Source organism: Candidatus Pantoea symbiotica (assembly GCF_056491525.1).
Window position 1 is genome coordinate 2,455,291 of the sequence record NZ_JBSZHR010000002.1, and the last position, 24,154, is coordinate 2,479,444.

Here is a 24,154-nt window from a genome sequence, read left to right on the forward strand (position 1 = left end):
TCGACATTCCTTTACCAAAACTTGCTATAAAACAGCAGTAATGTCAGGATCGGGCTCTTTAATTTTTGGGCTGCAAAATGTTGAGGTTGTTCGCCAGATACACTTCTGTAGGTGTAATTAATACGCTCATTCATTGGGGCGTATTTGCCGCACTTTATGCCATCGTTGGTAGCCAATCCCTGTCTAACCTCGTGGCGTTTTGTGTTGCGGTAACCTTTTCCTTCTTTGCCAACGCAAAATGGACGTTTAACGCAGAAGCGACCACCACTCGATATCTTCTCTATATCTGCTTTATGGGCGCAATGGCAACAGCCGTGGGCTGGACAGCTGACTATCTGCACATTAATCCAATTATTACATTGGTTTTCTTCTCTGCACTCAGCTTGGTTTGCGGCTTCGCCTACTCTAAGTTTTTCGTGTTTAGGACAAGTAAATGAAATTATCTCTTATTGTTCCAGTACTGAATGAAGAGGAGGCCATTCCCCTCTTCTATAAAGCAGTACGCGAATTTGAACCCTTTCAAAAATATGATATTGAATTGGTTTTTGTAAATGATGGCAGCACAGACAAGACAGAAGCGGTACTAACTGAAATTGAGACGGACGATTCTTTAGTTAAACATATTTCGTTTACACGCAATTTCGGTAAAGAGCCAGCCCTTTTTGCTGGCCTTGAAGCAGCAACTGGCGATGCTATTATCCCTATTGATGTCGATTTACAAGATCCTATTGATGTCATTCCTTTGATGGTCGATAAATGGCATTTGGGCGCGGATATTGTTCTGGCGAAACGTGTTGATCGCAGCACAGACTCTCATCTAAAGCGTAAGACTGCTGAGTGGTTTTACAAACTGCATAACAAGATCAGCTCGCCAAAAATTGAAGAAAACGTGGGTGATTTCCGCTTAATGTCACGCGACGTAGTGGAAAATATCAAACTGCTGCAAGAACGTAACCTGTTTATGAAAGGTGTTCTCAGCTGGGTCGGCGGCAAAACTGAAGTCGTTGAATATATTCGCGCTGAACGTGTTGCTGGTACAACAAAATTCAATGGCTGGAAACTGTGGAACCTTGCACTTGAAGGGATAACCTCGTTTTCAACCTTCCCGCTTCGTATCTGGACTTATCTCGGGCTTGTCGTCGCTGCCCTTTCATTCATCTATGGCGCATGGATGGTAATTGATACTATTTTCTGGGGCAACCCTGTTAAAGGCTATCCTTCCATTATGGTTTCCATGTTGTTTTTAGGTGGTATTCAACTCATTGGGATTGGCGTACTTGGTGAATATATTGGCAGAATTTATTTAGAGACAAAAAGAAGACCAAGATTTATTCTTAAAAAATCAAAAGAGAAGATTTCACATGACTAAAGTTTTCAATGAGAAAAACGATAATAAAGTATTTATCTCCCTTGCAATATTACTTGTAATGTATTGTTTTCCTATAATATTTACTGGTAGATTATATATTGATGATTTGGGAAGAACATTATATGGTTATACCGGATGGGGGCTAAATGGTCGACCACTTAGCGATATGCTGATGTCTGCATTAAACTACGGCACTCCATTACTCGACATCTCTCCGCTAAATCAAATACTGAGCGTTATTTTGTTAGCAGGAACCTTATATTTCTACGCAAAAACTAATTTCCCTGCACTCTCTTACATATCTACTACAGCTATTATATTTTTCTTTATAGCTAATCCATTTTATATTGAAAACTTGTCCTATAAGTATGATTCACTGACTATGTCACTTAGTCTAATAACATTGATTATTCCCTTTATTATAAGATTTAATAACGCTTATGATGTAATATTATCAATTACAATGATAATATGCTCATTGTCACTATATCAAGCATCGCTTGGTTTATTTGCTATTCTTACAGTAATCGAGTTAACAACAAAGTTTAGCAAACTTGGTAATAAACACATTTTACTAAAAACCTTATCGAGATTATTACAAATTACCATCGGCTATGTTATATATAGGATATTCATTGCGTCTAAATTTGTCGAGGGTGAATATAATCTAACGCACTCAAAAACGCTTCCTTTGAATATCGATTCATTAGTTCCATTTGAGAAAAACCTAAGTAACGTTTTGTGGTATTTCAATGAATTGATTGCAAGCATACCATTATTCGCCACAATTACATACGCTCTAATATTTTTAATATCTATAATTTTTATTGCTCGAGATTTATATGACGATGGATTGAGGAAAAATGCACTCTCCTTCGCCATATTACTATCTTCGCCTTTGTTAATTTTTATTTTTTCTTTTGCACCACTTCTGACTTTAGAATTTCCAGTATTTGCACCGCGAGTATTAATTTGCTTTGGTGGCGTCCTTTTGTATTTTTCACTAATAATTTTGCGTGTAATAAAAAACAACCATTTAAAAACATTAGTTTGTTTACCAATGCTTTGGGTGACATTATATTATTCTTACTCTTTCTCTAATGCATCCTCCAGCCAAAGGGATATTGACAGTTTGATTTCATCATCAATTTATAATGACGCAAGCCATTACGGTAATGAATTTAAATATGTCAACATTATAGGGAAAATGCCTGAATCTAAACAATTTTCATTGGCTCAGTCAAAACTTCCGATTATGTCTCGGCTCATACCAGTCTATATGAATGGCGATTGGTTATGGGGTGCAGAATTACTCAATCATTATGGCATGACATTACAATATAAAGTAATAGATGAAGACACAAAAAAAACCCTCTGCCAAATTAAACCCTTTGTAGTAAGTAAATATTACAACCTTTATTCAATTAGTGATGTATTAATCATCTCATTTACAAAATCTTCATGCTAACATTTGGCCTCGAATCAGATTCGAGGCCAAATTTCATGAACTTTAGAAGTTTACAATTGTTATGAATTATCACGTTACCAAATCGAAAATTTGTTATTCCAAGGGCATTTTCATCGGATCATCATACGTATACTCAAACCCCAGTTCACTCGCGATTTTCGAGCCATCAATCACTTTCCCGTTAGAACGCTCTGGCTCCGCCACAAACGTCGGCGGCTCAAGCCCCAGCTGCTTCGAGACGCTGGGATAAAAGCTATCGCGCGACGGGTGTTTCGATGCGCAAAGATTGTAAATGTGCCCGCCTTTTGGGGTTTGCAGCAACAGCACAATCGCGTCAACCACATCATCGAGATGCACCAGATTGACCGCATGACCGCCGTTTTCAAGCCCAGTTTTTCCTGCGAGGAAACGACCAGGATGACGATTCGGCCCGACTAATCCTGCGAGGCGCACAATATCCATGCTGGTGCCGGGCAGATCGTGCAGCCAGTTCTCCAGCTCCACCAGCGTTTTGCCGGCGACAGTTTCCGGCTGCAGTGGGCTGGTCTCTTTCATTACACCTTCGCCGCTGCCGTATACCGATGTAGAGCTGGTGAAAATAATACGCGGGACTTTTTTTGCCAGCGCGGTGTCCACCACGTTCTGCACCGCCTGCATGTAATCTTCACCGCCTTTCACCGTGCGGCTGGCGGGCAACGTCACCACCAGCGCATCCACCGCCATCAGCGACTCTAACTCTTCGGCTTCACACTCCAGCTCGGGCGTTAGTATCAGTTGGAAGGCTTCGATGCCACAGCGGCGTGCGGCGTCCACGCCATCCGGCGAGGTTTTACTGCCGGTGACCTGCCAGCCGCGTGCCGTTAGCGCCATCGCCAGCGGCATACCCAGCCATCCCAGACCTACAATCGCGACCTTTTTCATATCGACTCCTGCTATGGGCTCACACTTCATCTTAGTGCGGCTAGATGTGCCAAACCAGCGCAAACTGTTTCGGGAGATTCCGGAAATTGACGGTTAAAAAAGGGTTGCCAATTGTCACCATCTTCGTTAGGTTATTCAGCACGCAAATGAATACTCATTCAGCAACGGAATTTACTATGACACGCGTTCAGTTCAACCACCATCATCACCATCATCCTGACTAGTCTTTCAGGCGATGTGTGCTGGGAGACGATTAGGATCTTCCAGTGGTGCGAACGCAAAGAGAGCCCCCGGAAGATCATCTTCCGGGGGTTTTTTTATGGGCGAACGCAAACCAACACGTTCAGACAGGATTGAATAAGAGGACAGGAACCATGTTAGATAACACCCGTATTCGCATAGCTATGCAGAAATCTGGCCGTTTGAGTGATGAATCACGCGAACTGCTGGCACGCTGCGGTATCAAAATCAACCTTCAGCAACAGCGTCTGATTGCGTTTGCGGAGAACATGCCGATCGACATCCTGCGTGTGCGCGATGACGATATTCCTGGCCTGGTGATGGATGGCGTCGTCGATCTCGGTATCGTCGGTGAAAACGTGCTGGAAGAGGAGCTGCTGAACCGTCGTGCTCAGGGCGAAGATCCGCGTTACTTCACGCTGCGTCGTCTGGATTTCGGCGGTTGCCGCCTGTCGCTGGCGATGCCGGTTGATGAAGAGTACACCGGCCCGCAATGCCTGAATAACGCCCGCATCGCCACCTCTTATCCACACCTGCTGAAGAAATACCTCGATAAACAAGGCGTCGCCTTCAAATCCTGCCTGCTAAACGGTTCTGTTGAAGTTGCACCTCGCGCTGGTCTGGCCGATGCGATTTGTGACCTGGTTTCAACCGGCGCCACGCTGGAAGCTAACGGTCTGCGCGAAGTAGAAGTGATTTATCGCTCTAAAGCGGTGCTGATTCAGCGCGACGGCGAATTGCCTGCCGCCAAGCAAGAGCTGGTCGACAAAATGATGACACGTATTCAGGGCGTGATTAAAGCGCGTGAATCCAAGTACATCATGCTGCACGCGCCAAGCGAGCGCCTGGATGAAGTGATTGCGTTGCTGCCGGGCGCTGAACGTCCAACCGTGCTGCCGCTGGCCGGTGATGTCAGCCGCGTGGCGATGCACATGGTTAGCAGCGAAACGCTGTTCTGGGAAACCATGGAGAAGCTGAAGTCGCTGGGCGCCAGCTCGATCCTCGTGCTGCCAATCGAAAAAATGTTGGAGTAACACGATGAGCACTCTGATGACACCCATTGATTGGCAGCAATGCAGCGCAGAGCAGCAGCAAGCGCTGCTGATGCGTCCGGCGATTTCGGCTTCAGAAAGTATCAGCCAGATCGTGCGCGACGTGTTGGTACAAGTGAAAGACAGCGGTGATGCGGCGCTGCGTGAATTTAGCGCGCGCTTCGACAAAGCGCAGGTGGATAACCTGCGCGTCACTGCCGAAGAGATGCAAGCCGCCAGCGATCGTCTGAGCGACACGCTGAAGCAGGCGATGGCGGTTGCTGTGGGCAATATCGAGACCTTCCACAATGCGCAGATTCTGGCGGAAGTGGATGTGGAAACTCAGCCCGGCGTGCGCTGCCAGCAAATTACCCGTCCGGTTAAATCGGTGGGTTTGTACATTCCTGGCGGTTCCGCCCCGCTGTTCTCAACCGTATTGATGCTGGCGACACCCGCGCGCATCGCCGGTTGCGGTCGCGTGGTGCTGTGCTCGCCACCGCCGATTGCCGATGAAATTCTTTACGCAGCGCAGCTGTGCGGCGTTAAAGAGGTGTTTCAGGTTGGCGGTTCGCAAGCCATCGCCGCCCTCGCCTTCGGCACCGAAACCGTGCCGAAAGTGGACAAGATTTTTGGCCCAGGCAACGCGTACGTGACCGAAGCCAAACGTCAGGTGAGTCAGCGTTTAGATGGCGCGGCGATCGATATGCCTGCTGGTCCATCAGAAGTGCTGGTGATTGCCGATGAAGGCGCTACGCCAGCATTCGTGGCTTCTGACTTGCTGTCGCAGGCGGAACACGGCCCGGATTCGCAGGTGATTCTGCTGACGCCATCGCTACAACTTGCCAAAGGTGTGGCGCAAGCGGTTGAGGAGCAACTGGCGCAGCTGCCGCGTGCGGCTACCGCGCGTCAGGCGCTAGAGAGCAGCCGCCTGATTGTGCTGCGCGATTTGGATCAGTGCATCGAGATCTCCAACCTGTACGGCCCGGAGCACCTGATCATTCAGACGCGCCAACCGCGCGATCTGGTCGATAGCATCACCAGCGCCGGTTCAGTGTTCCTTGGCGACTGGTCACCGGAATCGGCGGGCGATTACGCGTCTGGCACCAACCACGTGCTGCCGACCTACGGTTACACCGCCACTTGTTCCAGCCTTGGCCTAGCCGATTTCCAGAAACGTATGACGGTGCAAGAGCTGACGCCGCAAGGCTTCCTCAATCTTGCCGCAACGATTGAAACGCTGGCCGCCGCCGAGCAGCTGGAAGCCCACAAAAATGCCGTTACCCTGCGTGTTGCCGCGCTGAAGGAGCAAGCATGAGCCTGAATATTGAAGAGTTGGCGCGCGCCAACGTGCGAGCGCTGACGCCGTATCAATCGGCGCGTCGTCTGGGTGGTAACGGTGATGTGTGGCTGAACGCCAACGAATTCCCGCTGCCGGTGCCGTTTGAGCTGTCGCAGCAAACGCTGAACCGCTATCCGGAATGCCAGCCGAAGATTGTTATTGAGCGTTACGCCGCTTACGCCGGTTTGACACCGGAGCAGGTGCTGGTCAGCCGCGGTGCGGATGAAGGTATCGAACTGCTGATGCGCGCGTTTTGCGAGCCGGGCAAAGATGCGATTCTGTTCTGCCCGCCAACCTACGGCATGTACAGCGTCAGCGCCGAAACCATCGGCATCGAATATCGCACCGTGGCGGCACTCGATGACTGGCAGCTCAATCTGCCTGCCATCGCTGACCAGCTCGATGGCGTAAAAGTCGTCTATATGTGCAGTCCAAACAATCCGACCGGCAACCTGATCAATCCCGACGACATTCGCAAGTTGCTGGATATGACAGCTGGTAAAGCGCTGCTGGTAGCCGATGAAGCTTATATCGAGTTCTGCCCGGAAGCGACGCTGGCGGGCTGGCTGCAAGAGTATCCGCACTTAGTGATTCTGCGCACGCTCTCCAAAGCCTTTGCGCTGGCCGGTTTGCGCTGCGGCTTCACCCTGGCGAACAAGCCGGTGATCGATCTGCTGATGAAGGTGATTGCACCCTATCCGCTCGCCACGCCGGTGGCGGATGTGGCCGGACAAGCGCTGAGTGAGCAAGGTATTGCGCTGATGCGTCAGCACGTTGCCGAGCTGAACGCCAATCGTGCCTGGCTGTTTGAGCAGTTGCCGCAGATTAGCGTGGTGCAGCAGGTGTTCCCAAGCGAAACCAACTATATTCTGGCGCGCTTCACAGATTCGCCAAAAGTGTTTAAAACGCTGTGGGATCAAGGCATTATTCTGCGCGACCAAAACAAAAACCTCGGCCTTGCGGGATGCCTGCGCATCTCCATCGGCACCCGTGAAGAGTGCGAGCGCCTGATCGCCGCGCTGCAAGCCTTATCAGTGGAGCAAGCATGAGTCAGAAGATCCTTTTTATCGACCGCGACGGCACCATCATCTCTGAGCCACCCACCGATTATCAGGTGGATCGCATGGAGAAGCTGGCGTTTGAGAAGAACGCCATTCCTGCGCTGCTGGCATTGCAGGAAGCGGGCTATCAACTGGTGATGATCACCAATCAGGATGGCCTCGGCACCGCTAGCTTCCCGCAGGCCGATTTCGACGGCCCGCACAACCTGATGATGCAGATTCTCAGCTCACAAGGCGTGAATTTCAGCGACATCCTGATCTGCCCGCATATGCCGGAAGATAACTGCGATTGCCGCAAGCCGAAGACCAAAATGGTGGAAGCCTGGCTGGCCGCCGGTGCGCTCGATACCGCCAACAGCTACGTGATTGGCGACCGCCTCACCGATATCCAGCTGGCGCAGAACATGGGCATTCAGGGCCTACGTTACGGCGCGGAAGGCGAAGATTGGGATGCGATTCAGGCGCGTTTGACCAAGCGCGATCGCTATGCGCTGGTGCAACGCAACACCAAAGAGACGCAGATTAAAGTCGAAGTGTGGCTGGATCGCGAAGGCGGCAGCAAAATCAACACCGGCGTTGGCTTCTTTGATCACATGCTGGATCAGATTGCGGTGCACGGCGGATTCCGCATGAACATCGATGTGAAAGGCGATCTCTACATTGACGATCACCACACCGTGGAAGATACCGGTCTGGCTCTCGGCGAAGCGCTGCTGAAAGCGCTGGGTGACAAACGTGGCATCGGCCGTTTCGGCTTCGTGCTGCCGATGGATGAGTGCCTGGCGCGCTGCGCGCTGGATATCTCCGGCCGCCCGCACATCGAATTCAAAGCCGAGTTCAGCTACCAGCGCGTGGGCGATCTCAGCACCGAGATGGTCGAGCACTTCTTCAGCTCCCTCTCCTACGCCATGATGAGCACGCTGCACCTGAAAACCAAAGGCCGCAACGATCACCATCGTGTGGAAAGCCTGTTTAAAGCCTTTGGCCGCACGCTGCGTCAGGCGATTCGCGTGGAAGGCAACACCTTGCCGAGCTCGAAAGGAGTGCTGTGATGAACGTGGTGATCCTCGATACCGGCTGCGCCAACCTGTCGTCGGTGAAGTGGGCCATTGAGCGCCTCGGCTACACGCCGCAGGTGAGCCGCGACCCGGATGTGGTGCTGCATGCTGACAAGCTGCTGCTACCGGGCGTTGGCACTGCGCAGGCGGCGATGAATCAGCTGCAGGAGCGCGATCTCATTGATCTGATCAAAGCCTGTACTCAGCCGGTGCTCGGCATCTGCCTCGGCATGCAGCTGCTGGGTCGCGGTAGCGATGAGAATGGCGGCGTAACCACGCTCGGGCTGGTTGATGAGCCAGTGACGCTGATGGACACGCAGGATTTACCGCTGCCGCACATGGGCTGGAACCAGATTACCGCTAAAGCGGGCCATCATCTGTTCCGCGACATTCCCGATGGCAGCTATTTCTACTTCGTGCACAGCTACGCCATGCCGGTGAATGCGGCCACCATCGCGCAGTGCGATTATGGCCATCCGTTCACTGCCGCCCTGCAGAAAGATAACTTCTTCGGCGTGCAGTTCCACCCGGAGCGTTCGGGCAAAGCAGGCGCGCAGTTGCTGAAAAATTTCCTGGAGATGTGATGATTATCCCCGCATTAGATTTAATCGACGGCAAAGTGGTGCGCCTGCATCAGGGCGATTACGGCCAGCAGCGCGATTACGGTAGCGATCCGCTGCCGCGCTTACAGGATTACCAACGCCAGGGCGCTGAAGTGCTGCATCTGGTGGATTTGACCGGCGCGAAAGACCCGGCCAAACGCCAGATTCCCCTGCTCACCACCTTACTGCGCGGCGTGAACGTGCCGGTGCAGGTTGGTGGCGGCATCCGCAATCGCGATGACGTGGCGGCGCTGCTGGCAGCGGGCGCTACGCGTGTGGTAGTGGGTTCCACCGCGGTGAAGCAGCCGGAAGAAGTAAAAAGCTGGTTCAGCGAGTTTGGCGCGGACGCCATCGTGCTGGCATTGGATGTGCGCATTGATGCCAACAACCGTAAAGAAGTGGCGATCAGCGGCTGGCAGGAAGCGGCGGGTGTGACGCTTGAAGAGGTAATCGGCTGGTATCAGCCGGTTGGCCTTAAACATGTGCTGTGCACCGACATTTCGCGTGACGGTACGTTAAGCGGCTCCAACGTCGAACTGTATAAAGAAGTGTCTGCGGCCTTCCCGGACATCGCTTTCCAGTCGTCGGGCGGCATCGGTTCGCTGGATGACATCGCAGCGTTACGCGGCAGCGGCGCGCAGGGCGTGATCGTCGGTCGCGCTTTACTGGAAGATAAATTCACTGTTGCGGAGGCGATTGCATGCTGGCAAAACGGATAATTCCTTGTCTCGATGTGCGTGATGGGCAAGTGGTGAAAGGTGTTCAGTTCCGTAATCACGAAATCATCGGCGACATCGTGCCGCTGGCGCAGCGCTATGCGCAGGAAGGCGCGGACGAGCTGGTGTTCTACGATATCACCGCCTCATCGGATGGCCGCGTGGTGGACAAAAGCTGGGTGTCACGTGTGGCGGAAGTGATTGATATTCCTTTCTGCGTGGCGGGCGGCATCAAGAGCGAAGAAGACGCGGCGCGTATTCTGCAGTTCGGTGCCGACAAGATCTCCATCAACTCGCCGGCATTAGCCGATCCGACGCTGATCACGCGCCTGGCCGATCGCTTTGGCGTGCAGTGCATCGTGGTGGGTATCGATACCTGGTTTGACGAAGCGAGCGGCAAATATCACGTCAATCAGTACACCGGCGACGAAGCGCGCACCAAAGTGACCACGTGGGAAACCCTCGATTGGGTGCAGGAAGTGCAGAAGCTGGGCGCGGGTGAAATCGTCCTCAACATGATGAACCAGGATGGCGTGCGGAATGGCTACGATCTGGTGCAGCTGAAGAAAGTACGCGATGTCTGCAAAGTGCCGCTGATCGCTTCTGGCGGCGCGGGTACCATGCCACACTTCCTCGAAGCTTTTGAGCAGGCGAATGTCGATGGCGCGCTGGCGGCTTCTGTGTTTCACAAACAAATTATCAATATCGGCGAGTTGAAAAACTTCCTGATCGACAACGGTGTGGAGATTCGCGCGTGTTAACTGCAGAACAACTGGCCAAGCTGGATTGGGTCAAAACCGCGGGCATGATGCCCGTTATCGTCCAGCACAACGTTTCCGGCGAAGTGCTGATGCACGGTTATATGAATGAAGAAGCGCTGCAAAAAACTCTCAGCGAGGGCAACGTCACCTTCTTCTCACGTACTAAAAACCGTTTATGGACCAAAGGCGAAACCTCGGGCCACTTCCTGCAAGTGGCTAGCATTACGCCGGATTGCGACAACGATACCTTGCTGGTACTGGCGAATCCGATTGGCCCAACTTGCCATCTCGGCACATCCAGCTGCTTCTCACCGGCCGCACCGGACTGGACGTTCCTCTATCAGCTCGAGCAGTTGTTGGCTTCACGCAAAACTGCCGATCCTGAGAGTTCGTATACCGCGAAGCTGTACGCCAGCGGCACCAAGCGCATCGCGCAGAAAGTGGGTGAAGAAGGCGTGGAAACCGCTTTGGCAGCAACGGTTAATGATCGTCACGAGCTGACCAATGAAGCATCTGATTTGCTGTATCACTTGATGGTGCTGCTGCAGGATCAGGAGCTGGATTTGAGCACCATCATCAATAATCTGCGGGCGCGTCATAAATAACTTTCCGTAGGGTCGCCATTCATGGCGACCAATGTTCCAGGTGCGCATAAATGCGCACCCTACGCTATTCATCAGCATGGAAAATATCATGACCACACATGAAAAACTGATCGCCCTGCTCGACCAGCATCAGGCGCGCTATCGCGTGATGGAACATGAAGCGACTGGCAAGTGTGAAGCTGTGGCGGCGATTCGCGGAACTGAAGTTGGGCAAGGCGCGAAGGCGCTGGTGTGTCATGTAAAAGGTAACGGCATCAAGCAACATGTGCTGGCGGTGCTGCCTGCCGATCAACAAGCGGATCTCAGCAAGGTTGCTGCAGCGGTTGGCGGTCGACGCGCTTCGCTGGCCTCGCCTGCCGAAGTTGATGCACTGACCGGATGCGTGTTCGGGGCTATTCCACCGTTTAGCTTCCATCCTGATTTACAGCTGGTGGTCGATCCGCTGCTGTTTGAACGTTATGACGAAATCGCCTTTAATGCCGGATTGCTGGAGCAATCGGTGGTGCTGAATATTGCGGATTACCAGGCGCTGCATAATGGTAACGTGATGAAAATAATCCTCTAATTGCCTTGCCCGGCCCTGAGCGGTACTCTTCTTGACTCAACATCACATCAAAAGAAGACCGATATTATGGCAATTTCTCGTTTAACCGCCCGCCTGCGTCAGACGCTGGCGCTGGCTGTGCTGGCAGGTTGCGCATTTGGCGTGCAGGCAAAAATTGATCAGGTGCGTTTCGCGGTTGATCCTACCTATCCTCCTTTCGAATCCAAAACGCCACAGGGCAAACTGGTCGGTTTTGATATCGATCTTGGCAATGCGCTGTGTGAGCAGATGCAGGCCAAATGCGTGTGGGTGGAAAGCCAGTTCGATGGCATGATCCCGGCGCTAAAAGCGCGTAAGTTCGACGCTATCCTGTCTGATATGGGTATCACTGAAGAACGTCTTAAGCAGATTGATTTCACCGTGCCGCTGTACGACACCCATACGCAGCTGATTGCGCGTAAAGGTTCTGGCCTGCTGCCAACCGCTGAATCGCTGAAAGGCAAAACCGTGGGCGTTGAGCAAGGCACCGTGCAGGAGCGTTATGCGCTGGCAAAATGGCAGCCGCATGGCGTGCAGGTTGTACCTTATGGCGATCAGGCACAGGTTGAGAGTGATTTGATTTCTGGTCGTCTTGATGTGGTGTTTACCGATGCTGCCCAGGCCGCAAATGGCTTCCTGAAACATCCGCAGGGCAAAGATTTCGAATTAGCAGGCCCGATTGTGCAGGATCCGATTATCGGTCCAGGCACCGCGATAGGCCTGCGTAAAGGCGACACAGAACTGAAAACCGCGCTGGATAACGCTTTTGCCGAGCTGAAGAAGAACGGCACTTTCGATAAGATTCAGAAACAGTACTTCGCGACTGACATTTCCATTCAGCAGTAATCTTTAGGGCGGCTTTTTGCCGCCCTTTTCGCACTCAGCACTATAATTCCATCAGAAAATAAATCAGGCGTCGCTGAAAGCGTGCCATGAATAAAGGACATCGATAGCGTTATGCAACAACAACATCATCCTCTATTAAGCGCCTCGCTGGGCACGCAACGCGAAATTGTCAGCTTCCACTTCGGCACGGATTCACAGCAACGCGTCTACATTCAGGCTGCGCTGCACGGCGATGAGCTGCCGGGCATGGCGGTAGCGTGGTATTTGAAACAGAAGCTGTTAGCGCTGGAATCTGCGGGCCAGCTAAAAGCCAAAATCACGCTGGTGCCGGTCGCTAATCCTTTAGCGATGGGACAACACTGGCACGGTAGCCATCTCGGGCGTTTCCATACGCTTTCAGGACAAGATTTCAACCGCCGCTTCCCTGCATTGGGTGAAGCCTTGGTTGAAGAGCTTGCAAGTTCACTGACGCAGAGTGAATACGAAAATAAGCGTCTAATTCGGGAAGCGATTGATCGTCATTACCGTGAGCGTATTGCCCGCACTGAACTTGATGCTCAACGCTTTACGCTGATGCGCATGGCCAGCCAGGCGGATTTAATGATTGATTTGCATTGCGACTGGGATGCGCTGCCGCATCTGTACACTACGCCGCACGCGTGGCCAGACATCGAACCGCTGGCGCGTTGGTTAGGAAGTGAAGTGCAATTGCTGGCGCAGATTTCTGGCGGCGAGCCGTTTGATGAGGCTTGCTGTGAACCGTGGCTAACGTTGGCTGAGCGCTATGGCGATGAATATCCTATGCCGCGTGGTTTGCTGCCGGTGACGCTGGAATTGCGTGGCGTGGCGGATGTATCGCCTGAAGTGGCAGAGAAAGATGCTGACGCGATTATCAATGCGCTAATTGAAGGTGGTTATATTGCCGGTGAAGTGGGTGAATCCCCTGCCCTGATTCATCCTGCGACGGACCTGGCGGGATGTGAGTATATTCATGCAGCGCAATCTGGATTGGTGTTTTACCGACGTAATTTGGGCGAGAGGATTAAGGCTGGGGAAGTGGTGGCTGAGGTTGTTGACCCGATTACTGACCAGGTGATGCCGCTGGTGGCAGAGTTTGGTGGCGTGTTGTATGCGAGGAATTTGACTAAGTTTGTGACGGCGGGGATGTTGGTGGTGAGGCTGGCTGGAGAGAATGCTGGGAGACGTGGGGAGTTGTTAGTTGGGTAACTAACCAAAAACTCTTCAGATACTTCAATTATGAGTGTTTATTGAACTAAAGATAATAATTTTTTATTTATGAATATAAAAAGCTTGCTTGAGATACAAAATTGAAATAAAAAATTCTTTTCGTTTTTTACATTTCCTTGTGAATAGTTAGGGTTGTATAAAAAAAGGATTTGGAGTTGAACGGCTGCAGAGGTTCACTTTGCTGGTCAGTAGTCGCTGGGCATAGGCTTGGAAGTCATTTGAAATGGGACAACGTCAGCTTTTCTCATTCTTATATCAGTTGACGGTTTTTTCATTCTTTCAGGAATTGTTTTAACCTATATTTATAAAATAAAATCAGCTGGCGGTAAGAATGACTCGTCCAAATATTTATTTCACCGATCCGAACGTTTATACCCTCTACATTTATTGAATTTTCATCTCTTCGTCTTTATCTGTAATCATTTTTTTTGAAAGTATTCCTTTCAATGTGTCTACTTTAACAGGATTCTATAATTTAATTTTGATTCATGGTTTAGGATTCACTTCTTCATGGAACTGGAATGATCCAAGTTGGTCGACATCTATAGAATTTTATGCTTCAGTTTTGATTTTCCCAATGTTATTGAAAATTCACAATAACATCTCACTTATTGTTATAGCTGTAATCTTGTCTGGTTTAATGTAAGAAAGACATTATAATTTAGAAACAGCCACAGACATTCACCCGTTGTTTTTTCATCTGGATTATTAAAGTGTATTGCAGGAATGTCCTTAGGTGTTTCGATTATAAATTCAACATTCAACATTCAACACTAATAATAAAAAGAAATTCAATCTAAGTGTTTTGATAATTCAAACATCAGCAATCCTTTATACCGCATGCTTTATATTCACTATAGAAAAAACACCATCTTTTGAAATTAAATCTATTGTATATTTTTACTATATCTTTTATAGACAAAAAACTACAACTCCTTTTGAAACAGAATATGCTCCCATCATATCTTATGTGTATTTAAGTAACATAAGTTTCGCAATTTATCTATTCCGTACACATTTAATGCTTTTATTAGATCAAGTAAAATTTTAAAGATCATTATCGTTATATGAATAAACTTCGTTTTTCCTTACAATATTAACGATTTTCTCCCACTTAATATACCCCTATTTTGAAATGCCAACCTACCGAAAAAGCAAAAATAACCGATGGAATATTGGCTAAGTAAATTAAAAATAATAGTTGGCGAATTTCTTTTGAGGCAATATCTACTGCTCTCAAGATTAACGCTAACATTCTTCTATAACTGCATTTACTATTATTTCATCTTCAATATCTCTAACCAAATATGTGTTTGAAACTATCTTAATAGCTTTATCATACCCCGGTCCGAACACGACATTAATAGTAAAATCATCCCACATTTCCATGTTATAAAGTGCTATGCATTTTTTTTGGAAAAAATTAGCCATGTGAACAAAAGAGGTATCAACTGACAATAAGATTTCAGATTTATCAATGAGGGCGCAAGCATCATAGAAATTAACCTCTGGCAGCATATGTATGTTGTTTTTACCAATTGCTAATTCGTTCAACTGAAATTGAGAACCTAGAACTATTACTGAAACATCACTTAAATCAGAAAGCCTTAACGCTATAGACCTGGCTTTTTCGACAGAAAGACTTCTGTTATAGTTAGAAGCAAAAGGTGCAAATGATATAACTTTCCCTTTTAGTGAAGATACAAACTCATCGGCAAATTTTAAACTTGTTTTTGGAAAATCTATTTTGTAAGGAATGCTCTCAGTTGGCAACCCCAAAATATCAAATAAATATTCTGCTCTATGAGTTAAGTGCTTATCTAATTCTTTATATATGATAGTTTTAGTAAAACACGCCCTACTTACCCCATTTCCATTGAAAGCAATGGATTTCCTGGCGTTTATAAAATATAGACACTTTATCCTTTGAGGAGTGCGAAGGTCATCACCATACATATCAATTGTATAATCTATTTTATCAGAGCAGATATTTTTAATATTTTTTTTATTAATGTCATCCGTAAAAGGGATTACAACATCTACAGAAGATAAAGCATTATAGAAAAAAACATTCCTCTCTGCACAAACGACGATCACTTTAATATTTCGTTTATGAAAGTAGTTAAGCAAACCAGAAAAAATAATGCCATCCCCTATTCCTTTTGTAGGCATAAGAAAAGCAACGCTTTTTATTTTTTTTATACGCCAATTAGAAAAAATACGTCTTAATATTAGCATAGGAAGGATTTTGTAAAAAACCGATCCATTATCCTGTCCAAATTGAATAAACACACTGAATTTATTGATAATCTTTTTCATTATTCAACCTAATGATAAGTCACACTAGATGGTTTTTTTACAATAAAAAAGCCTCAATATGAGGCTTTTATTCACATTGATAACTCAGATTAGGCAAGCCATTCGGTATGGTATACGCCATCTTTATCGATACGTTTATAAGTATGTGCACCGAAATAGTCACGCTGAGCCTGAATCAGGTTCGCTGGCAAAACTTCTGAGCGGTAGCTGTCGTAGTAGGCAATAGCTGCAGAGAAGGTTGGCGTCGGGATACCGTTTTGAATAGCGTAAGACACCACATCACGCAGTGCCTGCTGGTAATCGTCAGCAATATTCTTGAAGTATGGATCCAGCAGCAGGTTTGCGATGTCTGCATCATTAGCATAAGCATCAGTAATTTTCTGCAGGAACTGAGCACGGATGATGCAACCTGCACGGAAGATCTTAGCAATCTCACCGTAATGCAGATCCCAGTTGTTTTCTTCGGAAGCAGCACGCAGTTGAGAGAAGCCTTGAGCGTAAGAGACAATTTTGCCCAAATACAACGCACGACGTACTTTTTCTACAAATTCAGCTTTATCGCCAGTGAAGGCTTTAGCCTGCGGACCGCTGAGTACTTTGGAAGCTGCAACACGCTGAGTTTTCAGCGAAGACAAATAGCGGGCAAAGACAGATTCGGTGATCAATGACAGTGGTTCGCCCAGATCTAATGAGCTCTGGCTGGTCCATTTACCGGTACCTTTGTTAGCGGCTTCGTCCAGAATCACATCAACCAGATATTTACCGTCTTCGTCTTTCTTAGTGAAGATATCTTTGGTGATGTCGATCAAATAGCTGCTCAGCTCACCGTTGTTCCACTCGGTAAAGGTTTCAGCGAGCTCTTCGTTGTTAAGACCCAGCGCGCCTTTAAGCAAAGCATATGCTTCAGCAATAAGCTGCATGTCGCCATATTCGATACCATTGTGAACCATCTTCACATAGTGACCAGCACCGTTCGGACCGATGTAAGCAACACAAGCTTCGCCATCTTCAGCACGGGCGGCAATTTTATCAAGGATTGGAGCAACCAATTCGTACGCTTCTTTCTGGCCGCCAGGCATGATGGATGGGCCTTTCAATGCACCCTCTTCACCTCCAGAAACACCGGTACCGATGAAATTGAACCCTTGGTCAGACAGTTCTTTGTTACGGCGGATGGTATCTTTATAGAAGGTGTTACCGCCATCAATCAGGATGTCGCCTTTATCCAGGTGCGGAGTCAGGGAAGCGATAGTTTTATCGGTCGCTTCACCCGCCTGTACCATCAGGAGGATACGACGTGGTTTTTCAAGCGATTCAACAAACTCTTCAACAGTATAAAAAGGTGCGAGTTTCTTGCCGTGGTTCTCGGCGATGACTTCGTCCGTCTTTTCGCGCGAACGGTTGAAGATAGAAACAGTGTAACCGCGGCTCTCAATGTTAAGAGCCAAGTTACGGCCCATCACTGCCATACCTACAACACCGATTTGTTGCTTGGACATTTTATACTCCTATCTGAAATGAGTGGACGAAAGTGTCTATTTCGGCCAACGAGTCACAAACATCTTACCTTATGTTACCCGTAACTTAACATTCAAGAGAAAATTAAGCACGTAAAGGAAACTAGAAACTCACTTATCATTTTTGGTTAAAGCTTAATTTTTAATCAGAGACAGATACTTTTTTCCTCAGTTGCTCGAGTTCGTTTTCATAAAGACGTACACGTTCAACATAATCACTAAATTGACTTAAAATTTGTTGATTTTCTTTCTTGAGAGCAAAATTACTATCGATAGCAGCTTTTACATCTATTAAGGCTTGCACTGAACGTCTACGCTCGAATTCTAAGCGTCCTTGAAAATCTAGAATTATCGGCATTAGCACATCCGCTGGAGATACTGTTTGAACCGATACTCCATACTCAGGATCAAACTCTTCAAATGCTTTATTCAGGAATAAGTCAAAGTTTTCAGGTTTTTCTGGGTTAATCCAATATGTGTTGAGTAAAAAAGCCAAATGCTTCTTTTGATTAATATTCATACCTGATGAAGACGATGAAAAAGCATTTAGCAGATCATCTTTTCCATTCAATGGGTGGCAAGCTATTTGCCATTCGCATTTGCCTGCACAGTAAACGGAAGCACCATCAATAAGAGCTTCAATACCAACCCCTGAATTAATAGTAATAACTGACTTAGATTTTTTTATAAGTTCATGAATGTTACTGTTACTTTTTACAACCCAGTGGTTTGTCTTGATTAAATTTTCAATTGCTTGCTCAACTGCAAATGACTCACAGAAAGGATGTCTCTTTACAACCAAAAAAGTTTCATTTTTTCTTGCCAACTCAGCAGCATCAATTAATAATTGAATGCCATCATAATTACTGTGAATAGCAACGGGATCATTTTGAACCTGCATTGGATAGAAAACATAATCTTCAATGTCATCAGGGAGAATGTCTTCCGATTGTGGGTATTTTGAAGATTTTGTTTCAATGAAGAAATCATGCCAATGTGAGATTATTGATTCTGCATCAGAGTCTGATATAGATTTTATATTATCCTCATATTTATGTGGGTTAACAACTATATCAGCCCAACCTGAATAACCATGAGAATCAATTGAGAAAAGAGGAACTACTGGGGATTCTTTCATTCTATAAACATTTTTTTCACTGCCCCATGAATGGTATGAAAATACCATCGTCCCTTTTTCTGGTAATCGTGGTGCCTCATCTGCCCCAAAAGGTACATCCCTAAAATAAAGTGGAATTTTCCTGTCAGTTAATGCGAAAATCAAATTGCTAATAAAATTTTTATGTTTAAAACCATCGATAGGGTTCTTAGTCCACGAAATAGGAATTTCAACTATTATCTTCTGTATCATAAAATCTCCTTTATTAGCCCAGGCTTTTATATATGAGCAGTGTTTTTTCAATAACGCTAGTAGAGGAGAAAAGATTCGTTACTCTTTCCCGCGCACGCAGTCCCAGTTCTTCTCTTAACCGAGAATTAGTTAACAACTCCTCAATTTTTTCAGATAATTGTGCGATATCATTTTTTGGAACTATAAAGCCTGTTAAATTATTTTCGATGATACTGGTACAACCTCCCGTGTTATATGCTATTGATGCACGCCCGACCGCAGCAGCTTCGATTAAGATTCTGGGTACGCCTTCAGCATAAACTGAGGGAAGAGCAACAATATTAGACATCTCGATAAGTTCTTTAACATTATTACTTTTACCAAGCCAATTTATTTTATTTTCAGCAGACCATTGTTCTATAATATCATTAGGGATGCAATCGGGATCATTTTTTACCGAAATTCCAGCAACATTCAGTTCAAAAAAAACATTCTTAGCTTCAAGGTTTTTTTTAACTTCAACCAAATCTGCTAAACCTTTACTCCAAATTAAACGACTTGCAAAAAGAACAATTGGGGTTGGCCTAATTTCTTCTTTTACATAATCAAAATCTTTAACATCAATGCCAGCACCTTCAATGACAATAGTTTTATCTTGTCGAACACCAGTCATTTGAATTATTCTACTTCTATCATTTTCATGCTCAAAAATAAGGAATACATCTTTTTTTGCTGTTATCCAGCGATAAAGAGGTGCCACCATATTTTTTAAAAATAAATATTTTTTTTCGTCTGAAGAGAATACCCGACCCAATCCGACAAAACTTAAAACGAGATTCTTTTTACGAAGTTTAGCGTAGCAACCGCCAATCAGGCAGGGCTTGATCGTTATGCAATGTAAAATATCAGGATTGATAGCGTTTATTAATTTTATCGACTTCAAAATGTCTTTAATAATAATGAGCGGGTTCAATGACTGCTCTGACATTTTGGAATTGTGCGTAATAATACCCAGTGAACGAAATTTATTAATAATTTCTTTACTTTCAAAGTTGCAAATAACATGAATTTCATAACCTTCATTTATCCCAGCAGTCGCCCTGTCAAGCCAGTGAAGGTTGAAATACCAATCTGAATTAATATAGAAACAAATCTTCTTCATTTAATTACCATCTACCTTCCCCTTTAAATTATATATCACCCCATCCATCATCCCTCTAAACAGCGATTTCAAATAATCGATTTTGTTATTTGAATTTCTAACCATACAAATGTACTTACACAATCTTAGAATAATTGAAAACAGACTAAATGGAGGTTCAGATGGAAATATCTTCCTTGACAATATTAAATTTCGCGCGAGGTAATATATTTTCCACGGAAGAATTGCTGAAGACGATTCTACAACATCATGATGAAAAATGAGATCTGGATTATAAATCATCTTACAACCCATTTTTTTTAATGACCACGAGTAATAAACATCATCAAAATAAATAAATAGCTCTTTCTTTATTTCAAAATAAGAATTTTTCAAAGTTTCAAAATCAATGAAAACTCCTACAAATGAAAAGGTAATGATTTCAGAACAACCTTCTTCTTCAGCCGCATATAAAAAAGGGGATTTCTTATACAAGTAAATATCATGAATATTGTTTGGTATCTTCACCCAAGGAATATTCATTTTGCATCTTGAACCATTAAGATCATAAACATTTGAAGCTATAACTTTCGCATTTCCTTTATCGCTGACTAAAAAATTATCGATGATATTTTTTTCTGGGTAGGCATCGTCATCAAAAAAAAGAACCCAGTCAGGTTGAGTATTATTAGAGATCCATTCTGAACCGAGTAAAAAACCTCCTGCTCCACCTTCGTTATTTTCATTACGTAGTATAACTAAACGAGGATCATTTATTGTTGATAACCACTCAAATGTTCCATCTGTAGATGCATTATCAACGATTACGACTTGATGAAAAGAGAGCTGCTTTACAGCAGCCCAGCATTTTTTTAATTTGTCTAGTCGGTTAAAAGTTACGACTAAAGCCGAGATTTTCATCTTGGATTAACCACGAAATTAGGCATTACGGTATTTTCTTGCACTGAAAGACGATATGCACGTACAACATCCAATGCTTCAGCAATCGTTACATCCATATCAAGATAACGATAAGTACCAAGACGGCCAATAAAAGTGATATTTTGTTCTTTTTCTGCGCTGTCCAAATATTTACCTAATAACGTCATCTCACCCATTTGTCTAATTGGATAATAAGGAATGTCTTTCTCAGTACAAGAGCGACTAAATTCTTTATAACATACAGTTGAATCATGCTTTTCCCATGGGGCAAAATATTTATGTTCGGTGATCCTGGTATAGGGTACATCAACCTCACAGTAATTCATTACGGCACAACCTTGATAATCACCTTCGGCAGTGAATTTATCAAAGTCTAGAGTTCTGTATCCTAAGCGCCCTAAACTATAACCGAAGTATCCATCCAACTGACCACTATAAAATACATGGTCATAATTTTCTTTTTCTTGAGGGTTATAATCAGTGTTCAATTCAACAGTAATATTTTCGTGATTTAGAATCGATTCAACAATTGGGGTATAACCCTCTTTTGGCATGCCTTGATACTTATGATTGAAATAGTTATCATCATAATTAAAACGTATCGGGAGCCTTTTTAAGATAGAAGCTGGCAACTCTTTTGGCTCCATCCCCCATTGTTTAATGGTATAGCCCTTAAAGAATGACTCATATAATTCTTTACCAACAAATCTTAACGCTTGATCTTCGAATGTTTTAGGATCAAGGATTGTAGCATCACCCTTTGATTCAATTAGCTTTTTAGCTTCTTCAGGATTACATGTAGTTTTAAAAAACTGATTGATCGTGTGTAAGTTGATCGGTAAAGAGAAAACCTGTCCATTTACAGTTGCTTTAACTCTATTTACGTATGGCATCATCTCGCAATGTGAACTGATATAATTCCAGACTTCTTCATTATCGGTATGAAATATATGAGGCCCATATGTATGAATCATTACATTAGTTCTTTCGTCTCGCTCGCTATAGCAATTTCCAGCGATATGGGCACGAGAATCAATGATTCTTACATTGTGCCCGTCCTCAGCCAGTTCACGCCCAATCACTGCACCCGAAAAACCAGCACCTACAATTAAAATATTTTTTCTCATTGAAATTAACCTAAAATCATCCGACGAATTTTATAATACGTTTTTGCGATTTGCTGCCGACGCTTACTACCAACTGGAGCATAGCGATTTAAATATGGCATCAATTTGCGTTTTACTTTTGTCTGGAATAATATTTGGTTACTACCTGTATTATTCGCAATTACATTAACCTTGCCGTATAAGCGGTTAATAACTTCTTGTTGCCAGGGTGTTCCATCAATATATGACATGAAGTTATCAAAGAAATCAACGTGAGGAGCATCCCAGGGCTTGTTTTCACCTGCAAAATGAATCATTTTTGGTTTTCTTCTGGAAGCCAAAAACTGCATGTATGAGGCAAATTTTAGATTTGGGAAGAAATCATCTGTATTCCCATTACCATGATATACATTCCACTCAAATGGCAGATAATGCACCCGGTCGTAAAAAACCTTGTTCATAATGTCTTGGTCTAAAAACCAAAACGATCTGGATTTCATAGTAGCCATTAGCTGAGTGTATGTATTCTCAGCATTCATCTGCGCAACATTGAACAGAATTAAGCCAGCCTGAAAATAACGCTCTGTATCCTTCATTTCCAGAACATTATTTAAGTATTCTTTTGCTGTTTCGTTTTTGCCTTCCTCAGAATGAGCAATAGCGCCAAACTTTACAAAACCTTCCATGACAATATCTTTCACAGCTGCCACAAGGTTATTCTTCATATCAATATGAACTAATTCTGCTACATCACTTTCAACTATAGTATCAGCATCGATAAACAAGACTTTTTCGAAATTTGAAAATAAAGAAGGAATAAATAATCTGGCATAAGTCGCAGCGCTAAAATGCGCGCGCGTATAAACACTTTTCATTTCACTGAATGCGTTAACATCAAAAAAGCGCATTGAAAAGTTATTTTTGTTTTTTATTAGCGAAATTAAACGCGACTTATTTCTTGCCGAAACACCATTTTCTAATACAACAATATCGTAGTTATCTTTTTCAGTGCTATTTTTAACTATGGAGTTTATTAATGCTCCACCACTCAATGAGTAATTATCATCAAAACAAATGACAATAGGTATATTTTTTGATTCAAAATTCTGTTTTAACTTCCCGTTAAATGTTTCATTTTTAACAAAAGTTCTTTGAATTTCTTTTTTATTTAACCCGCTAGTTTTTTCTTTATGAATCAGATAAATATTGAACAGCCTTTCTGAGATATGGCCTACAACTCTTTTTTCTTGTGCATCATAATTACGGAGCGCGAAATTATTTTCAAGATCTTCAAGTATTGAAAATAACCATTCTGAATAATCTGAAAATAATTCAGATTTCATAACAAACATATTCGTATAATATCCATCGTGCGCAGTATTAAATTCTTTTACTGCTGCAGCATATTCAGGATATAGATACAATAAGCTGTCTATTGCTGACTGGTAATCTTCAATATGTAAATGCTGAGATACTTTATAATGTTCATAATTATTCTTGCTCCCCGCCTGCTTTACACTCCATTTTTTAGGCAACAAGATATCATAATCGGCAATTGCACTAATGATGCTGCTTTCATCTAACCCAAACTTTTTTTCATATTCAGGAGATATAACGTCTTCATTAATTACGCCCCAAATATCTTCATCATAGCTTTGATCTGATGAAAAATTTAAATGCCTTCTATAATGCATAAAGCCGACATAATCTGATGAGAGATCATTCTTCCACACCCAATATTGAGCTGTAAGTTCGCAATAAAATGGATTCTTAAAAGAAATATTTTCTCCAGTATTATCACCTATACAGCAAATATCATTATAGCTATTGGCTTTTCCTACATGTATTGGTTTTATTACATTTGATGATAAAAAGGCGCTAGGCTTATGGTGGCTGGTATATATTTTTACTTTTTCATTGCTAATATTCATTC

23 protein-coding genes and 1 other annotated feature are annotated in these 24,154 nt (G+C 44.8%); of the genes, 15 read left to right on the top strand and 8 right to left on the bottom strand.

The features are described 5' to 3' along the window. Positions 1-77 precede the first annotated feature (77 nt). The 3 genes from ACXIZX_RS12040 to ACXIZX_RS12050 are packed head-to-tail and all read left to right on the top strand — an operon-like array spanning position 78 to position 2,837. On the top strand, positions 78-437 hold the full coding sequence (locus ACXIZX_RS12040; protein WP_101763396.1) for a GtrA family protein: 360 nt from the start codon (positions 78-80) through the stop codon (positions 435-437). After that, positions 434-1,369 carry a glycosyltransferase family 2 protein gene (locus ACXIZX_RS12045; protein WP_309834046.1) on the top strand — a complete coding sequence of 312 codons (936 nt, stop codon included), beginning with the start codon at positions 434-436 and terminating at the stop codon, positions 1,367-1,369. Before ACXIZX_RS12040 ends, ACXIZX_RS12045 begins: the two co-directional genes overlap by 4 nt. After that, the gene (locus ACXIZX_RS12050; RefSeq protein ID WP_479404239.1) at positions 1,362-2,837 is read left to right on the top strand and encodes a glucosyltransferase domain-containing protein; all 1,476 of its coding nucleotides are present in this window, start codon (positions 1,362-1,364) and stop codon (positions 2,835-2,837) included. The genes ACXIZX_RS12045 and ACXIZX_RS12050 overlap by 8 nt, the downstream gene beginning before the upstream one ends. Positions 2,838-2,930: 93 nt before the next feature. Here the strand turns inward: ACXIZX_RS12050 and ACXIZX_RS12055 are convergent, their stop codons facing one another. Continuing rightward, a complete protein-coding gene (locus ACXIZX_RS12055; RefSeq protein ID WP_479404240.1) occupies positions 2,931-3,758 on the bottom strand; it encodes an SDR family oxidoreductase in 828 nt (275 codons plus the stop codon). Between the two features lie 176 nt (positions 3,759-3,934). On the opposite strand from ACXIZX_RS12055, the gene hisL reads away from it, so the two are divergent. From hisL to ACXIZX_RS12115, 12 genes are all read left to right on the top strand, one after another. Then, positions 3,935-3,982, top strand: coding sequence for a his operon leader peptide (gene hisL, locus ACXIZX_RS12060; protein WP_100396937.1), 48 nt, complete (start codon positions 3,935-3,937; stop codon positions 3,980-3,982). Beyond that, positions 3,958-4,079, top strand: a sequence feature (His leader region). It overlaps the preceding gene by 25 nt. Before the next feature lie 53 nt (positions 4,080-4,132). Then, on the top strand, positions 4,133-5,032 hold the full coding sequence (gene hisG, locus ACXIZX_RS12065; protein WP_008104821.1) for an ATP phosphoribosyltransferase: 900 nt from the start codon (positions 4,133-4,135) through the stop codon (positions 5,030-5,032). A gap of 4 nt (positions 5,033-5,036) precedes the next feature. After that, positions 5,037-6,344, top strand: coding sequence for a histidinol dehydrogenase (gene hisD / locus ACXIZX_RS12070; protein WP_479404241.1), 1,308 nt, complete (start codon positions 5,037-5,039; stop codon positions 6,342-6,344). Then, complete coding sequence (gene hisC, locus ACXIZX_RS12075; protein ID WP_479404242.1) at positions 6,341-7,417, top strand: histidinol-phosphate transaminase; 1,077 nt, start codon at positions 6,341-6,343, stop codon at positions 7,415-7,417. The genes hisD and hisC overlap by 4 nt, the downstream gene beginning before the upstream one ends. After that, positions 7,414-8,481: a bifunctional histidinol-phosphatase/imidazoleglycerol-phosphate dehydratase HisB gene (gene hisB / locus ACXIZX_RS12080; RefSeq protein ID WP_154183612.1), complete on the top strand. Its 1,068-nt coding sequence runs from the start codon at positions 7,414-7,416 to the stop codon at positions 8,479-8,481. The genes hisC and hisB overlap by 4 nt, the downstream gene beginning before the upstream one ends. After that, positions 8,481-9,071, top strand: a complete 591-nt coding sequence (gene hisH / locus ACXIZX_RS12085) for an imidazole glycerol phosphate synthase subunit HisH (protein WP_008104825.1) — start codon at positions 8,481-8,483, stop codon at positions 9,069-9,071. Before hisB ends, hisH begins: the two co-directional genes overlap by 1 nt. Beyond that, positions 9,071-9,808, top strand: coding sequence for a 1-(5-phosphoribosyl)-5-[(5-phosphoribosylamino)methylideneamino]imidazole-4-carboxamide isomerase (gene hisA / locus ACXIZX_RS12090; protein ID WP_008104827.1), 738 nt, complete (start codon positions 9,071-9,073; stop codon positions 9,806-9,808). The genes hisH and hisA overlap by 1 nt, the downstream gene beginning before the upstream one ends. After that, on the top strand, positions 9,790-10,566 hold the full coding sequence (hisF, locus tag ACXIZX_RS12095) for an imidazole glycerol phosphate synthase subunit HisF (RefSeq protein ID WP_007888882.1): 777 nt from the start codon (positions 9,790-9,792) through the stop codon (positions 10,564-10,566). The genes hisA and hisF overlap by 19 nt, the downstream gene beginning before the upstream one ends. Beyond that, a complete protein-coding gene (gene hisIE / locus ACXIZX_RS12100) occupies positions 10,560-11,171 on the top strand; it encodes a bifunctional phosphoribosyl-AMP cyclohydrolase/phosphoribosyl-ATP diphosphatase HisIE (RefSeq protein ID WP_277966234.1) in 612 nt (203 codons plus the stop codon). Before hisF ends, hisIE begins: the two co-directional genes overlap by 7 nt. A gap of 88 nt (positions 11,172-11,259) precedes the next feature. After that, positions 11,260-11,736 (top strand): YbaK/prolyl-tRNA synthetase associated domain-containing protein, encoded by a 477-nt coding sequence (locus ACXIZX_RS12105; protein WP_479404243.1) that lies wholly within the window; start codon positions 11,260-11,262, stop codon positions 11,734-11,736. A 66-nt stretch (positions 11,737-11,802) separates the two neighbouring features. After that, complete coding sequence (locus ACXIZX_RS12110; protein ID WP_479404244.1) at positions 11,803-12,600, top strand: ABC transporter substrate-binding protein; 798 nt, start codon at positions 11,803-11,805, stop codon at positions 12,598-12,600. A gap of 111 nt (positions 12,601-12,711) precedes the next feature. Further along, a complete protein-coding gene (locus ACXIZX_RS12115; RefSeq protein WP_479404245.1) occupies positions 12,712-13,827 on the top strand; it encodes a succinylglutamate desuccinylase/aspartoacylase family protein in 1,116 nt (371 codons plus the stop codon). 1,269 nt (positions 13,828-15,096) lie between these two features. On the opposite strand, the gene ACXIZX_RS12120 is transcribed toward ACXIZX_RS12115, so the two are convergent. The 7 genes from ACXIZX_RS12120 to ACXIZX_RS12150 all read right to left on the bottom strand — a co-directional run bounded on the left by ACXIZX_RS12120 (position 15,097) and on the right by ACXIZX_RS12150 (position 24,152). After that, positions 15,097-16,167, bottom strand: coding sequence for a glycosyltransferase family 9 protein (locus tag ACXIZX_RS12120; RefSeq protein ID WP_479404246.1), 1,071 nt, complete (start codon positions 16,165-16,167; stop codon positions 15,097-15,099). An 89-nt stretch (positions 16,168-16,256) separates the two neighbouring features. Next, positions 16,257-17,666, bottom strand: coding sequence for an NADP-dependent phosphogluconate dehydrogenase (gndA, locus tag ACXIZX_RS12125; protein ID WP_479404247.1), 1,410 nt, complete (start codon positions 17,664-17,666; stop codon positions 16,257-16,259). Positions 17,667-17,826: 160 nt separating this feature from the next. Beyond that, entirely contained in the window at positions 17,827-19,053 is a 1,227-nt protein-coding gene (locus tag ACXIZX_RS12130) for a capsular polysaccharide export protein, LipB/KpsS family (RefSeq protein WP_479404248.1), read from the bottom strand. A gap of 13 nt (positions 19,054-19,066) precedes the next feature. Beyond that, complete coding sequence (locus tag ACXIZX_RS12135; protein WP_479404249.1) at positions 19,067-20,194, bottom strand: glycosyltransferase family 4 protein; 1,128 nt, start codon at positions 20,192-20,194, stop codon at positions 19,067-19,069. Further along, complete coding sequence (locus tag ACXIZX_RS12140; protein WP_479404250.1) at positions 20,195-21,094, bottom strand: glycosyltransferase; 900 nt, start codon at positions 21,092-21,094, stop codon at positions 20,195-20,197. Continuing rightward, entirely contained in the window at positions 21,091-22,242 is a 1,152-nt protein-coding gene (glf, locus tag ACXIZX_RS12145; protein WP_479404251.1) for a UDP-galactopyranose mutase, read from the bottom strand. The genes ACXIZX_RS12140 and glf overlap by 4 nt, the downstream gene beginning before the upstream one ends. Positions 22,243-22,247: 5 nt before the next feature. Then, complete coding sequence (locus ACXIZX_RS12150; protein ID WP_479404252.1) at positions 22,248-24,152, bottom strand: DUF4422 domain-containing protein; 1,905 nt, start codon at positions 24,150-24,152, stop codon at positions 22,248-22,250. Positions 24,153-24,154: the final 2 nt, after the last annotated feature.

Excerpts from the sequence above, each read along its gene's own strand:
- hisH (WP_008104825.1), top strand. The coding sequence starts at position 8,481 with ATGAACGTGGTGATCCTCGATACCGGCTGCGCCAACCTGTCGTCGGTG.
- ACXIZX_RS12140 (WP_479404250.1), bottom strand. The coding sequence starts at position 21,094 with ATGAAAATCTCGGCTTTAGTCGTAACTTTTAACCGACTAGACAAATTA.
- glf (WP_479404251.1), bottom strand. The coding sequence starts at position 22,242 with ATGAGAAAAAATATTTTAATTGTAGGTGCTGGTTTTTCGGGTGCAGTG.
- ACXIZX_RS12045 (WP_309834046.1), top strand. The coding sequence starts at position 434 with ATGAAATTATCTCTTATTGTTCCAGTACTGAATGAAGAGGAGGCCATT.
- ACXIZX_RS12040 (WP_101763396.1), top strand. The coding sequence starts at position 78 with ATGTTGAGGTTGTTCGCCAGATACACTTCTGTAGGTGTAATTAATACG.
- hisA (WP_008104827.1), top strand. The coding sequence starts at position 9,071 with ATGATTATCCCCGCATTAGATTTAATCGACGGCAAAGTGGTGCGCCTG.
- ACXIZX_RS12110 (WP_479404244.1), top strand. The coding sequence starts at position 11,803 with ATGGCAATTTCTCGTTTAACCGCCCGCCTGCGTCAGACGCTGGCGCTG.
- ACXIZX_RS12105 (WP_479404243.1), top strand. The coding sequence starts at position 11,260 with ATGACCACACATGAAAAACTGATCGCCCTGCTCGACCAGCATCAGGCG.
- gndA (WP_479404247.1), bottom strand. The coding sequence starts at position 17,666 with ATGTCCAAGCAACAAATCGGTGTTGTAGGTATGGCAGTGATGGGCCGT.
- ACXIZX_RS12115 (WP_479404245.1), top strand. The coding sequence starts at position 12,712 with ATGCAACAACAACATCATCCTCTATTAAGCGCCTCGCTGGGCACGCAA.
- ACXIZX_RS12120 (WP_479404246.1), bottom strand. The coding sequence starts at position 16,167 with ATGAAAAAGATTATCAATAAATTCAGTGTGTTTATTCAATTTGGACAG.
- ACXIZX_RS12135 (WP_479404249.1), bottom strand. The coding sequence starts at position 20,194 with ATGAAGAAGATTTGTTTCTATATTAATTCAGATTGGTATTTCAACCTT.
- hisF (WP_007888882.1), top strand. The coding sequence starts at position 9,790 with ATGCTGGCAAAACGGATAATTCCTTGTCTCGATGTGCGTGATGGGCAA.
- hisD (WP_479404241.1), top strand. The coding sequence starts at position 5,037 with ATGAGCACTCTGATGACACCCATTGATTGGCAGCAATGCAGCGCAGAG.
- ACXIZX_RS12150 (WP_479404252.1), bottom strand. The coding sequence starts at position 24,152 with ATGAATATTAGCAATGAAAAAGTAAAAATATATACCAGCCACCATAAG.
- hisC (WP_479404242.1), top strand. The coding sequence starts at position 6,341 with ATGAGCCTGAATATTGAAGAGTTGGCGCGCGCCAACGTGCGAGCGCTG.
- ACXIZX_RS12050 (WP_479404239.1), top strand. The coding sequence starts at position 1,362 with ATGACTAAAGTTTTCAATGAGAAAAACGATAATAAAGTATTTATCTCC.
- hisG (WP_008104821.1), top strand. The coding sequence starts at position 4,133 with ATGTTAGATAACACCCGTATTCGCATAGCTATGCAGAAATCTGGCCGT.
- ACXIZX_RS12130 (WP_479404248.1), bottom strand. The coding sequence starts at position 19,053 with ATGATACAGAAGATAATAGTTGAAATTCCTATTTCGTGGACTAAGAAC.
- ACXIZX_RS12055 (WP_479404240.1), bottom strand. The coding sequence starts at position 3,758 with ATGAAAAAGGTCGCGATTGTAGGTCTGGGATGGCTGGGTATGCCGCTG.
- hisB (WP_154183612.1), top strand. The coding sequence starts at position 7,414 with ATGAGTCAGAAGATCCTTTTTATCGACCGCGACGGCACCATCATCTCT.